The sequence below is a fragment of the Bartonella grahamii ATCC 700132 genome, from assembly GCF_000518085.1.
In the GTDB taxonomy this organism is placed as follows: domain Bacteria; phylum Pseudomonadota; class Alphaproteobacteria; order Rhizobiales; family Rhizobiaceae; genus Bartonella; species Bartonella grahamii.
Genome location: NZ_KI912377.1, coordinates 188,180 through 201,367, shown reverse-complemented (window position 1 = coordinate 201,367; position 13,188 = coordinate 188,180). Strand labels below are relative to the sequence as shown.

14 protein-coding genes are annotated in these 13,188 nt (G+C 36.5%); 7 read left to right on the top strand and 7 right to left on the bottom strand.

The genetic code is table 11. The features are described from left to right. The gene (gene radC / locus U736_RS0109765; RefSeq protein WP_015856410.1) at positions 1-795 is read left to right on the top strand and encodes a RadC family protein; all 795 of its coding nucleotides are present in this window, start codon (positions 1-3) and stop codon (positions 793-795) included. 44 nt (positions 796-839) lie between these two features. Here radC and U736_RS0109760 read toward each other — a convergent pair whose 3' ends face one another. The 4 genes from U736_RS0109760 to U736_RS0109745 all read right to left on the bottom strand — a co-directional run bounded on the left by U736_RS0109760 (position 840) and on the right by U736_RS0109745 (position 3,769). Continuing rightward, on the bottom strand, positions 840-1,052 hold the full coding sequence (locus tag U736_RS0109760; RefSeq protein WP_015856411.1) for a DUF3126 family protein: 213 nt from the start codon (positions 1,050-1,052) through the stop codon (positions 840-842). Between the two features lie 615 nt (positions 1,053-1,667). Next, on the bottom strand, positions 1,668-2,441 hold the full coding sequence (locus tag U736_RS0109755; RefSeq protein ID WP_015856412.1) for an alpha/beta fold hydrolase: 774 nt from the start codon (positions 2,439-2,441) through the stop codon (positions 1,668-1,670). Further along, on the bottom strand, positions 2,438-2,950 hold the full coding sequence (locus U736_RS0109750; RefSeq protein WP_015856413.1) for a DUF192 domain-containing protein: 513 nt from the start codon (positions 2,948-2,950) through the stop codon (positions 2,438-2,440). The genes U736_RS0109755 and U736_RS0109750 overlap by 4 nt, the downstream gene beginning before the upstream one ends. Positions 2,951-3,193: 243 nt before the next feature. After that, positions 3,194-3,769 carry a cold-shock protein gene (locus U736_RS0109745; protein WP_015856414.1) on the bottom strand — a complete coding sequence of 192 codons (576 nt, stop codon included), beginning with the start codon at positions 3,767-3,769 and terminating at the stop codon, positions 3,194-3,196. A gap of 324 nt (positions 3,770-4,093) precedes the next feature. On the opposite strand from U736_RS0109745, the gene U736_RS0109740 reads away from it, so the two are divergent. The 5 genes from U736_RS0109740 (at position 4,094) to U736_RS0109720 (ending at position 8,952) form a co-directional block, all read left to right on the top strand. Further along, positions 4,094-5,227, top strand: a complete 1,134-nt coding sequence (locus U736_RS0109740) for an ABC transporter substrate-binding protein (RefSeq protein ID WP_015856415.1) — start codon at positions 4,094-4,096, stop codon at positions 5,225-5,227. A 114-nt stretch (positions 5,228-5,341) separates the two neighbouring features. Then, a complete protein-coding gene (locus U736_RS0109735; RefSeq protein ID WP_015856416.1) occupies positions 5,342-6,418 on the top strand; it encodes a branched-chain amino acid ABC transporter permease in 1,077 nt (358 codons plus the stop codon). Further along, complete coding sequence (locus U736_RS0109730; protein WP_015856417.1) at positions 6,418-7,476, top strand: branched-chain amino acid ABC transporter permease; 1,059 nt, start codon at positions 6,418-6,420, stop codon at positions 7,474-7,476. Before U736_RS0109735 ends, U736_RS0109730 begins: the two co-directional genes overlap by 1 nt. Further along, complete coding sequence (locus tag U736_RS0109725) at positions 7,473-8,255, top strand: ABC transporter ATP-binding protein (RefSeq protein ID WP_015856418.1); 783 nt, start codon at positions 7,473-7,475, stop codon at positions 8,253-8,255. The genes U736_RS0109730 and U736_RS0109725 overlap by 4 nt, the downstream gene beginning before the upstream one ends. Next, positions 8,242-8,952: an ABC transporter ATP-binding protein gene (locus U736_RS0109720; RefSeq protein WP_015856419.1), complete on the top strand. Its 711-nt coding sequence runs from the start codon at positions 8,242-8,244 to the stop codon at positions 8,950-8,952. The genes U736_RS0109725 and U736_RS0109720 overlap by 14 nt, the downstream gene beginning before the upstream one ends. Positions 8,953-9,047: 95 nt before the next feature. On the opposite strand, the gene gatA is transcribed toward U736_RS0109720, so the two are convergent. Together gatA and gatC are read right to left on the bottom strand one after the other, a co-directional pair. Continuing rightward, positions 9,048-10,532, bottom strand: a complete 1,485-nt coding sequence (gene gatA / locus U736_RS0109715) for an Asp-tRNA(Asn)/Glu-tRNA(Gln) amidotransferase subunit GatA (protein WP_015856420.1) — start codon at positions 10,530-10,532, stop codon at positions 9,048-9,050. Between the two features lie 31 nt (positions 10,533-10,563). Further along, positions 10,564-10,851, bottom strand: coding sequence for an Asp-tRNA(Asn)/Glu-tRNA(Gln) amidotransferase subunit GatC (gatC, locus tag U736_RS0109710; RefSeq protein ID WP_015856421.1), 288 nt, complete (start codon positions 10,849-10,851; stop codon positions 10,564-10,566). A gap of 138 nt (positions 10,852-10,989) precedes the next feature. On the opposite strand from gatC, the gene ruvX reads away from it, so the two are divergent. After that, positions 10,990-11,469 carry a Holliday junction resolvase RuvX gene (gene ruvX, locus U736_RS0109705; RefSeq protein WP_015856422.1) on the top strand — a complete coding sequence of 160 codons (480 nt, stop codon included), beginning with the start codon at positions 10,990-10,992 and terminating at the stop codon, positions 11,467-11,469. On the opposite strand, the gene U736_RS0109700 is transcribed toward ruvX, so the two are convergent. Next, positions 11,454-13,073, bottom strand: a complete 1,620-nt coding sequence (locus tag U736_RS0109700) for an acyl-CoA dehydrogenase family protein (RefSeq protein WP_015856423.1) — start codon at positions 13,071-13,073, stop codon at positions 11,454-11,456. The genes ruvX and U736_RS0109700 overlap by 16 nt on opposite strands. Between the last annotated feature and the right edge of the window lie 115 nt (positions 13,074-13,188).

Below are 13,188 nucleotides of genomic sequence, written 5' to 3'. Positions count from 1 at the left end.
ATGGCTAAAAAATTAAATCAAAAGGAAAATACTCAAAGTGATCACTTTGCATTAACATCGAGTTCTCCACTCACCCCAGTATCAGAAAGAAAAAGTGAAGCCCCTCAGAAAAACGCACAGCTCCATAAACATTATCAAGGACACCGTGAGCGTCTTCGGAAGCGTTATTTAAAGTCAAAAGGAAATGCAATCGAAGATTATGAATATCTTGAATTATTGCTTTTTCGCACAATACCCCGTGCAAACACAAAACCCATAGCTAAAAATTTGATAGCACGTTTTGGTTCATTAGCTGATGTGTTGGGAGCAGATATTCACCGACTTCAAGAAATTCCAGGATGTGGTCCTGCCACTGCAATTGATTTAAAAATTATTTCAGATGTTGCTGGACGTCTTGCTCGTGCGCAATTGTTTAAACGCGATATTTTTTCATCATGGGATAAAGTGTTAGCTTATTGTAAAGCTGTTATGGCGCACGAAACACGTGAACAATTTCGTATTTTGTTTCTTGATAAGAAAAACGGCTTACTTGCTGATGAGGTGCAACAAACTGGAACCATTGATCATACACCTGTTTATCCTCGTGAAGTTATTTCTCGAGCTTTAGAGTTATCTGCATCAGGACTTATCTTAGTCCACAATCACCCTTCTGGCGATTCCACCCCCTCTGATGCAGATATAACAATGACATATAGATTAAAAGATGCAGCAAATGCGTTAGGCATTATTATCCATGACCATCTTATTATTGCACGAAATAATCATACGAGCTTTAAAGCATTAAAACTTATATAAATCTTATGGGATAAAAAAGACTTCATTCAACCATGAACAACAAATCAATTTTCTAAATCAATATCTAATATAGCCATTGAGAAATTATAGGAGAGCTCATCTTCATCTTCATCTCGATAGATAATGCCTAAAAACTCATCTCCCATATAAACCTCACAAGAATCACTCTTTTTAGGCCGTGCTCTAACTTGCAATGCTGAGTTTTGGAATATATTTTTTAAATAATTATCAAGTTTTTTTATTTCATCAGCATTCACTATGCTCTCCTGTTTTTTTAACGATTTAAATAACTGCGTGTCGCGCAAATAAGACAACCTCATGATTCTGTAAAGTTAGTAAAAAAGCTTAATCTGAATATTTACTTAATATTACATATATTTACAACGCGCTTTATACATTTATAAAAAACTTTTACAAAAGGATTCTATCATTATTAAATATACCCGTATAGATTAAAAAATGGCAAAAAACTGTATATTTTTAATAATTTTACTTTATCTCCAATTTTAGCATACGCATTTAGAATGCATATTCGTAAGAAAAATTGATCAATAATTTATAATTTTGTTCCTTTTATAAAGGATAAAAATAATAATACTTTTTTTATTTAAAATTACATTTTTTAGAAAAAAATATTATTATATCATTCAAAAATAATTCTTTTTAATAAATTTTAAATTATAATTATCTAACCCTAGAAGAATTACATCTCTAAAAAATATACAAAATAGGCTAATAAGAGTTTAGCTTTCTTCCCATTTTTTATAAAAAACTTATGTCACAATAGAAAAATTTTTAAATAAGCGTTTTTCAATTTATACGAGATAAAAATATTGAGTATTTTTGTGAATGCTAGAACCTATGAAGAATGCTTATCTTATAGGATAACGAGAAAGAAAATCTATAACGCCTTTTTTATAAACTTTATCGCCTACAGCAAGCATATGATCTCGACCAGGAATTGATAAAGCTTCACCACAAGGCAATAAAGCTGCTAACGGCTCTGCTGCACCGCCAATTTCATCTAATGAACCAACGGCAACAAGTGCAGGTTGCTTAATTTTGTAAACTTCAGATGCCGTTAACTCCTGTTTTGATGTGATAATACAAGCAGCAAGAGCACGTCTATCGCTTTTCGTTTGATCTGCAAATTTACGGAACATTAAACCGCGCGTATTAGTAATAGTAGAAATATCTTCTGCTAAAAGTGCCTCAGCAACAGGCTCCCAATTTCCCGCTCCCGTTACCATACCAATACCTAAACCACCAAAAATAACACTGTGTACATATGTTGGATGCAAAAGAGCCATGAAAGCACTAATACGAGCCCCCATAGAATATCCCATAACATGGGCTTTAGATATCTCTAAATGCTGTAGTAACTTTATTGCGTCGCCAGCCATAGCTTGAGGTGTATAAAAAACATGGTCATAACTTTTAACTGAATCTCCGTGACCGCGATTATCAAGAGCAATAACACGATATCCTGCTTCAGTGAGAATGCGAAACCAACCCGTTGCATACCAATTCACTCGTGCAGAAGATCCAAAACCATGGATCAACAAAACAGGCGCACCCTGCCCTTCTTCTCGATAAGCAAATCGCAAACCATTATATTCAAAAAAACGAATATCTTCAGCGGTCATTTTTTATTGCACTTTCCACAAAGTACAGGATGAATAACACGTTGCCCTTTTTCTATCTTTTTTTCAGAAACTTCACCAGCATTAATCTCAAGTGCAAAAGCTGCAGGAACTTCCGATGAAATGGTATTTGTCGAAAATGGAGAAGTGTTTTCAATAATCGATACAATAATTCCCTCAGAGTTTAAGAAAATCATATCTAAAGGTAAAGGCGTATTTGCCATCCACATAAAAATTTTCTGTTCATCTCCCGATTGAGAACTTTTTAGCTGCTTAAAGAGCATTGCACGATCGCGTGGAAAATCAGTCCGATACATTAAACCAGCCGCGGCTTGAGACGGCGTAAAAGCAATCTCTACCTTATAATAAACCGTACCTTGCTTTGTATGTATTTCTAAAGGAATCGGATGAACAGGAATCTCTATGGGCTTTTTTGCTACAACAACACGCATTTCTAACATAAAAAGCATTACCAATAAAACAATATGCCCCTTTTTAAAAGGCTTTAACATTCTTGTCTCCACCACAGAAAATTTTTAAATTTTGTTTCTAAAATAAAAAGTACCAGAGTTTAAAAGTCAAAAAAGTAAGAGGGTTGTTTCCTTGTTGTTTTCTAGTTTCTTTCAACGTAATATACGCAACTTTCTCCATTTGGTTTATGGATTCACTAGAGCCATATTTTCTTTAAAAACCTACCTCTATAGAAATTTACGGAATAACCCCCTTTAAAAACATACTGTTTTTATTCGTGAAATTCAATGCGTAGCTAAAGGAATGCCTATATCCGGATAAATCTCTGCTGTCATTAAACCTTTTTCTCCTTTACCAAAACGTACAAGAACAACTTGGCCGGAACGAAGCTCTGCTAAACCAAAACGGCGCAACGTTTCCATATGAATAAAAATATCTTCTGTTCCTTGCCCACGGCTAAGAAAACCGTATCCTTTGTCACGATTAAACCATTTAACAATTGCACGTTCTAGTCCACTTTCTGGAGTAACAACAACATGGGTACGGGCTGGAACTTCTGATGGATGAATTGCTGAAGAACAATCTATGGATTTCACCTGAACGCACTTTAATCCTCTTTCAGTTTTTTCCACAGCACAAATAACTTTTGCTCCCTCCAAAGCTGTTTGAAAACCATCCCTTCGCATTACCGTAACATGCAATAATATATCGGGGAAATGAGGTAAATCAGGTACAATAAATCCATACCCCTTACTACCATCAAACCACTTAATGACACCACTGATTTCGATAATCTCCCCACAAGCACCTATACTATCTTCAGATAGGGGACAATCTTTTAATGCATCCTTACTCGTCATAATAACGTGATCCTGTAGCTTATAAATTGTACGATATTGATTCTCTAGGTTTAAGTAAACATTGCTCTTGTATCAACACGCAAGCCCCAAGATAAGATTTCCCCATATTGTCGTATCTTCTATGTTAATGTCAGAGAATATCAACATGAATATTTATAAAACTATTTGATTGTAAGCTTTACATATCTTACAAGGAGTGCCCTATAAAAGAGGTTATATGAAAGGTTTTTTTACATAATGATATTTTCATAAATGTGTAACTTGCATGATGAAGAAGTTCAATATAAGGTGAAAAAATAACAATTCAATTAAGGAAAATGCGCAATGCAATTGAAGAAAATCCTTACGACAATCACAGCATTCATGGCATTTACTGCAAATGTTTATGCAAGTGAACCTATCAAAATTGGTGTTTATCTTCCATTAAGTGGTCAAAATGCATTTGGAGGTCAGCTTGAAATTAGAGGTATAGAATTAGCCCATAAAAAAATTCCAGAAATTTTAGGACGTAAAGTAGAACTTGTTATTATTGATAATAAGTCTGATAAAGTAGAAGCAGCTAATGCTGTTATGCGTTTAACAGCAAGTGAAAAAGTAAGTGGAATCATTGGTAGCTATGGTTCCTCGCTTTCGTTGGCAGGTGGTGAAATATCTGAAAAAGCAAAGACTCCAACCATTGCAACTTCCTCAACAAGTCCTCTTGTTACACAGGGTAAAAAATATTATTTCCGCGCTTGTTTTATTGATTCCTATCAAGGAGTGGGAATCGCGACTTACATAAGTCAAACTTTACACGCAAAAAAAGCAGCTATCCTCAAAGATATTTCAAACGATTATGCCATTGGTCTTGCAAGCTACTTTATGCGTGCTTTCAAAAAATTAGGTGGTGAAGTTGTCTCAAATTTAAACTATAATTCCGGGGATCAGGATTTTTCAGCTGTTCTTACGCAAATTATCGCGCAAAAACCTGATATCTTATTCATTCCATCTTACTTTTCTGAGGGTGCTATCATTATGAAACAAGCACGAGAATTAGGAGCAAAGTTTCAAATTATGGGTGGAGATGCTATGGATAATCCAGAAACCATTGCGATTGCAGGAAAAGCTTCAGAAGGTTTCTTACATACGACACTTCCCTATAGTGAGGATATGCCAAATATGTCAGTAGCTGCGCAAGAATTCACAGCAGAATGGAAAAAAGAGTATCCTGACAAAGAGCCGAATATCAATTCTGTTTTGGGATATACAAGTTATATGATGTTTATGAAGGCTATTGAAAATGCTGGTAGCGCTGATCGTGAAAAAATTACTATCGCTCTTAGCAAATTAAAAGATTTTCAAACCCCCTTCGGTGATATGTCAATGGATGAAAATCATAACCCTAAGATTCCTATTGGTATCATTAAAATACAGGATGGAAAACGTGTTTATTTAGAAGAGGTTAAACCTGCTTTTTAATTAAAAAGTTTTACTTATTAAAATGCAAGAATTGGTTGAGGATCTTTTTCTCAACCAAAAACTTAGAAATTTCTTGTTATCCTATGTAAATTAACAAATGTGGAAGGATGAGAGATGAGCACTGAAATGTTCATCCAGTATTTTTTTAATGCACTGGCATTGGGATCTCTTTATGGGCTTATCGCTATTGGTTACACCATGGTCTACGGTATACTGAGACTCATTAATTTTGCTCACGGTGATATCTTCATGCTGGGAGCATATTTTGTTTTCTTTTCCACAATTAGCTTTATGCCTGCTTGGGCAGCACTTCTTCTTTTGTTTATCGCGGCTCTTATTTATTATTCGGTCTTTATAGGGTTTAAAAGGCGCCCTTCAATTTACTGGATTGCTGTTTTTTTAATCCTTGCGTTAGGTTTTGTTTATTATTTTAAAATTTCTCCACAAGATTTTACCCCGATTTGGGTTTTAGCTCTTTGTTTTTCCATTTTTATTACAAGTGCAGTGGGTATTATTGTTGATCAACTTGCCTATAAACCTCTACGTCATGCTCCGCGTATCTCGGCGCTTATCGGTGCAATTGGTGTTTCTTTTTTTATTGAAAATCTTTCTACTGTACTCTTTAGTGGTGTTCCGAAAGGTGTAAAACAACCAGATTTTCTTGTAACACCATTTTTATGGCATTTAGGATCAGGAGCAGATGGTATCATTAGAATTGCTCCCATGTCTCTGATCGTTCCCGTTGTGTCATTGATTCTTATTGTTTTACTGTTATGGATTATCCATAAAACAAAACCGGGTCTTGCTATGCGTGCAATCTCCCATGATATTGAAACGACGCGTTTGATGGGTGTGTCTGTCAATAAAGTTATTGCATTTACATTTGGAATAGGCTCAGCTCTTGCCGCTATAGCAGGTATTATGTGGTCTTTACGTTATCCTCAAATTCAGCCTTATATGGGCGTTCTTCCTGGTCTCAAAGCATTTATCGCTGCTGTTATCGGAGGTATTGGTTCGATACCAGGAGCAATGTTGGGAGGATTGTTATTAGGGTTTATTGAAATTATGATTATCGCATTTTTCCCCGCGCTATCTGGATATCGAGATGCCTTCGCTTTCATTTTATTGATTCTGATTTTATTGATATTGCCCACAGGATTAATGGGTAAAAAAAGTCAGGAGAAAATCTAATGGCAAAGTCAGTGACAACTGTTTTATCTTGTATAAGTGTTTTAGTTCTCATAGGTTTTTTATTTTATGCTGATAGCCATTTTAATGACTATACGCTTCGTATCATAAATCTGATTGCTATTAATGCGATATTGGCAATTTCGCTTAATTTGATTTACGGTTTCACAGGTATGTTTTCTCTTGGACATGCTGGATTTATGGCTATTGGTGCTTATGTTTGCGCAATTTTACTTCTTTCCCCTGAACAAAAAGAAATGATGTGGATTCTGGAGCCTATCGCTGAACCATTGTATCATCTGCAATTACCTTTTTTTGTCGCTGTTGTTATAAGTGGTTTATGTGCTGCAGTTGTAGGTTTATTGATTGCTTTGCCAATATTACGTCTTGGTGGTGATTATCTTGGAATTGCAACATTGGGTTTTGCAGAAATTATTCGCATTGTCATTACGAACGCAACATCGCTTACAAATGGCTCTTTAGGTATCAAGGGAATACCTCAAAATGCAACATTATGGTGGAACTATGGTTGGTTAGCATTTACTGTTCTCTTTATTGTCCTTTTACTGCAAAGCAATACTGGTAACGTATTACGTGCCATTCGTGATGATGAAATTGCTGCGAAAACTATGGGAATTAACGCTTTTTTCTACCGTAGTTTTTCTTTTACTGTTGGAGCGTTTTTTGCAGGTATAGGTGGAGCATTAATGGCTGCTCTTATTTCAACCATTGATCCCAAAATGTTTAATTTTCTTCTAACTTTTAATATTTTGATGATTGTAGTTGCTGGTGGTCTCGGCTCAATTACAGGAAGCATTATTGGCAGCATTATTATTACAGTTATGCTTGAATGGCTTCGTATTATTGAAAGTCCATTTGACTTAGGTTTCATACATATTCCAGAAACACCAGGGCTTCGTATGGTTGTTTTTTCTCTTTTATTGCTGGTAATTATCTTGTTTTGGAGAAAAGGGTTGATGGGACAACGAGAATTCTCATGGAATGGAATTTATAGCTTTTTGACACGCAAAAAGCTTTCTAATACTGAGGGAAAGCTATGAACGACACCATCCTTTCACTCAATAATATTGTAATGCGTTTTGGCGGATTAGTTGCTGTAAATAATATTAATATGGCAATTAAACGAGGAAGTATTACTGGATTAATTGGTCCCAATGGTGCTGGAAAAACAACCGTTTTCAATATGATTTCTGGATTTTATGCTCCTACAAGCGGCGTCATTCTTTTTGATGAGCAAAAAATTTCTGGAGCGCCTCCTTATATTATCTGTAGACGCCATATTGCCAGAACATTTCAAAATATTCGTCTTTTCTCAGGGTTAACGGTTTTGCAGAATGTTATGGTAGGAGCGCATGTTCGACAAAAATATCCTTGGTTTTCTTCAGCTCTATTTTTTTCAAAAGCAATGAAAGAAAAGAAGGAAGTTTATAAAAATTCCTTGGAGCTCCTTGAGCAGCTACAGCTTGATCACCTTGCCAATCAATCGGCAACAGCTTTACCTTATGGTGTGCAACGACGTCTAGAAATTGCACGCGCGTTAGCCACAAAGCCCAAATTGCTTCTTCTTGATGAACCTGTTGCTGGCATGAATCCACAAGAAAGTGAAGATCTTAGAAAATTCATAGCAAAAGTGCAAAAAGACTTTGATCTTACAATTCTTCTTATTGAGCACGATATGAAAGTGGTTATGGGGCTTTGCCAACATATTTTGGTTATGGAATATGGCTGTTGCATTGCCAATGGTACACCAGATGAAATTCGTAATAACCCTAAAGTTATTGAAGCTTATCTTGGCGGAGATGTTTATGGATATTCTTAAAATAAAAAATCTTTACGTTCATTATGGCGCCATTAAAGCTGTCCAAAATCTTTCTATGTCCATAAAAAAGGGAAGTATTGTCACTTTAATTGGAGCCAATGGTGCTGGAAAAAGCAGTATTGTACGTTCTATTACAGGACTTAATCGCTCTGTTTATGGAAAAATTACCTATAATGGCAAATCTATTATTAAAAAATCACCAGAAGAGATTTTGCGATTAGGTATTGCTCTAAGTCCTGAAGGACGCCGTATCATGCCCCATCTCACTGTTTTAGAGAATCTTCATCTAGGTGCTTATATCCGTCATGATAAGCAGGGAATTTCCCGTGATATTGAATGGATATTTGATCTTTTTCCGCGCCTACGAGAAAGAGCAAAACAGTTGGGAGGAACAATGTCAGGTGGTGAACAACAGATGGTTGCTGTGGGCCGTGCACTCATGAGCAATCCTGATATGGTCATATTAGATGAACCATCGTTGGGATTGGCACCGCTTCTTGTTCGAGAGATTTTTTCGATTATTAGAAAAATTAATGAGATGGGAAAAACTGTTCTTCTTATTGAACAAAATGCATTTGCTGCGCTTTCTATAGCTGACTATGCTTATATTTTAGAGGTAGGACATATTTTATTTCACGGTGAAGGTAAAACTATGCTCTCTGATTCGCGTGTTAAAGAAGCCTATCTTGGTGGATAAAGACTACGAATTGAGGAAATAGAGTTCATCCCTCCACCTTTTAAAAAAGCATTTCTCATCCTCAATGAGAAATGCTCCTTTATGAAGTTTGATTATTACATCCACCATTTTTCTGCACTGAATATCCCTGCTTCTTTTTCAATAATGTGCGCTATCTGAAAAATGACTTCCTCAGCAAAAGGTTTACCAATCAATTGCAATCCTAGAGGCAAACCATTTGATGACAGACCTGCAGGAACAGAGATTCCTGGTAAACCAGCCATATTAACGGGTACCGTAAAAATGTCATTAAGATACATTGCTACAGCATCATTTTTTATTTTTTCATCAGCAATACCAAAGGCAGGTGTTAGTGTTGCTGGTGTTAGAATAGCATCAATGCCTGAAGCAAAACATTGATCAAAATCACGTTTTACGAGTGTTCTTACTTTTTGAGCTCTTAGATAACAGGCATCATAATAACCAGATGAAAGAACATAAGTCCCAACCAAAATACGTCGCTTGACTTCATCACCAAAACCAACAGAGCGCGTGTTTTCATACATCTCAATGATGTCTTTTCCAGGCACGCGTAGACCAAAACGCACACCATCATAACGTGCTAAATTAGAAGAGGCTTCTGCAGGAGCTATAATATAATAAGAAGGTAGAGCATATTTTGTATGGGGCAAAGAAATGTTCTTAATCTCAGTTCCTGCTTCCTTTAACCAACTTATGCCTTTTTGCCAAAGCTCAATAATTTCTGGAGACATTCCATCCATATGATATTCTTTTGGAATACCAATTTTCATTCCTTTAATTGATTGACCAAGATAACTTTCATAATCAGGAACTGGTAAATTCACGGAAGTAGAATCTTTTTCATCAAAAGAGGCCATTGATCTTAGTAAGATGGCACAATCACGAACATCTCTGGCAACAGGTCCAGCTTGATCAAGGGATGAAGCAAATGCAACAACGCCCCACCGTGAACAACGTCCATAAGTTGGCTTTATTCCTACAGTTCCAGTAAAAGCTGCTGGTTGACGTATTGAGCCACCTGTATCGGTTGCAGTTGCACCGGCACAAATTTGTGCAGCAACAGCGGCAGCAGATCCTCCCGAAGAACCACCGGGTACGAGTTTTTCATTCGAGTCTTTTTTTCTCCACGGATTAATAACGGGACCATAATATGATGTTTCATTGGATGAGCCCATAGCAAACTCATCCATATTAAGTTTTCCTAACATTACAGCACCGTCTTGCCATAAATTAGCCGTGACAGTTGATTCATAATGCGGTTTAAAACCATCAAGGATATGTGAACAGGCTTGAGTATGAACACCATAGGTTGCAAAAAGATCTTTAATCCCCAAAGGAATTCCTTCTAAAAGCCCTCCCTGCCCTCTCGCTAAGCGACTATCTGATTCAGCAGCCATTTTCATTGCCTGTTCTGCTGTTATTGTTACATAAGCATTCAAAATTGGATTAGCTGATTCTATTGCTTGTAAATAAGCTTCCGTTAATTCTGTTGCTTTGAGATTTTTCTTTGTTAGAGAATCACGAGCTTGCGCAATTGTGAGGGTTGTTAAATCGGTCATATTGGTTCTCAAATTTCAAAAATATAAAAAGTTACTCAACAATTTTTGAGACAAGAAAAAAATTTTCTTCTGTAACAGGGGCATTGGCTACAATATCTGCTGCTTTATCGCCATCTGTAACACTATCTTCACGCATTCGTAGAGTCATCGGCATCACAGATGTTAATGGCTCAACTCCACTGACATCAACTTCATTCAATTGCTCTACAAAACCTAAAATAGCATTGAATTTTTTTGTCACAGGTTCTATCTCATCATCGTGGATAGCAATCCGCGCTAAATGTGCGACCCGCTTGACGGTCTCTTGATCAACAGACATACTATTTACGCCTTTCTGTTTTTATTAATCTTTATTCTGGCTATACAAGGCTGAGCTTGCAAGCGCAAGAATATTAGATAACATGAATGAAGAATATAACCATTAGATCTGAAACATTAAAAAACGCATTATACCCTTATGATCGTTATTAATATAAACGAAGTTATGACACATCTTTTGCCTGGACAAACAATAGCAGGCTTAGATTTAGGGACAAAAACTATCGGAATTGCGATTTCTGATATGGGGCTGACTGTCTCAAATCCGCGTCCTGTACTACAGCGAAAAAAATTTACAGAAGATGCTTACACACTTATTAAAATTTTTGACCGTGAAAATGTAGGCGTTATTATCATTGGCTTACCCCTTAACATGAATGGGAGCAGCGGTTCTCGTGTTCAAGCAACCAGAGCTTTTGTGAGCAATATGAAAGCTTATACAAAAATTCCATTTGTTTTTTGGGACGAACGTTTGTCAACAATTGCTGCAGAGCGTTCTCTTCTAGAAATGAATGTATCGCGCGCTAAAAGAGCAAGCCGAATTGATTCGGCAGCCGCTGCTTTTATATTGCAAGGTGCTCTCAATAGAATTCAAAACTTTCATCATATGGAAGGATAGAGGACATTGAGCAAATGCCCTGCATTATATCGTGCAATGAGCATCCCATAGGAAGATCTCCATTGTCCCCCAAGACGGCTTTCCATATAGGCATTTGCAACATGTTCTATGTCTGTAGAACGTAATGCTGCTGCTGCTGCTGCATAGGCTACCTGTTCAACAAAAAACCTTCCTGCACCTTCATTTGCTGATGCCATATCACCTGCTGACTTAATAATTTCAATTGCTCGTGGTCCCGCTGGTCCAATATCAAGAGCAATTTTTTCTAACAATTTCTGAAACAGTCCCGGTGCTTTTTCAGCAATAAGAATGGCATCCTTTACCAATTGATTAGCAGAACTATTTCTCACAATTCGTGCAGGCCCATTATGCAACATTTGTGATAATGGATTATTCTCTATAAAACTTTCAATACCAAGTTGTGCAATAATTTCGCCAATAATAGGCACAACCAATTGACTTACGTGATAAGCAATAATAGGTGTCATAATGCGGGCAAAAGCTGCTTCAGAACGGTCATTTGCTGCATTGTCAAATGCTCTCGCTAAACGCAAAACCAATGCTTGTGAAGCAGCTATATCTAATGCAATATCTGCAAAAATACGTTCTGTCAGTGGTGGTAAAGGTTGATTGGGCATTTTTTTCCGGAAAAAATCTATGCCAAATTGAAGAGCCGCTCGCAAAACACCTGCCGATATGACTGATTGATCGAAACGCATCATCGTCTCGATATCTTTAATAACTTTAAGCCCTTCTCCAGCATTTCCCAAAAGCCAACCATAACTGCCTTGGAAATCAACAACCCCCTCTGGTGTTAAAAGTTCTCCAGAACGCTGAATTAAATGACGAATCGATATAAATCCATTTAATGCGCCATTTTCTTGTATGCGTGGAATAAAAAAACAACTTAAATGACCATTTAAATCTGCACTAACAAGATATCCGTCAGCGGTAGGATTAATAACATTGGTTTTTACAACATTTAAACGATATAGATCACGTTCCATACTGTCATCGAAAGAAATCTTCTTAACACTTGGAAAATTAAAAGCGTATTTTTCAATATCATCAAATGCACAAGTTAGAGAAGCAGCCTTTTTATGATGAATAGGCTTTGATGAGGAATCATATTGGCGTGATAAAAGTACATTTTGCCATTTTTTGAAGAGCTCAATATCACTAATTAACACAGCAATAGCTGCACTCGTTATGATAACTTCATTCAAATGTCCTGTTTCTAAACCAGCAGATAAAGCTAAACGAATCGCACGCGCTTGATAGCGTACTCCATTTTCTGAGCTCGTATTTTCCCAAAGTGAGGTAACCAAACCAGCTTGTCTAGAATATTGTTGAAGAGCTTGATAGGAAGAATGGATCTCTAATTTTTCCGTCGGTTGCCCCCATTCATCATTATAACACAATAAAGGCTTATAATGATTTGCTAAGCAAGAGAGTTTACATGCTTCTCGACTCGCTGCAAAATCTCCTATTTCTTCAAAACTTGCTAACAAAAACTTAGGCAAAGTAGAGGCAATACGAAACATAAGCGTATCGCTAAGAAATGTATTTTTTCGACGATTATTTTGCGCAGATACAGCACTCATAGGTATATTCCTACATTCAAACCATTCATATCATAGACTATTTGTCTTTTTAGAGTTAAGAAACATTTATCATATTCAAACAAATGCTTGTTTAACCTGTTTAGAGAGAGATAAA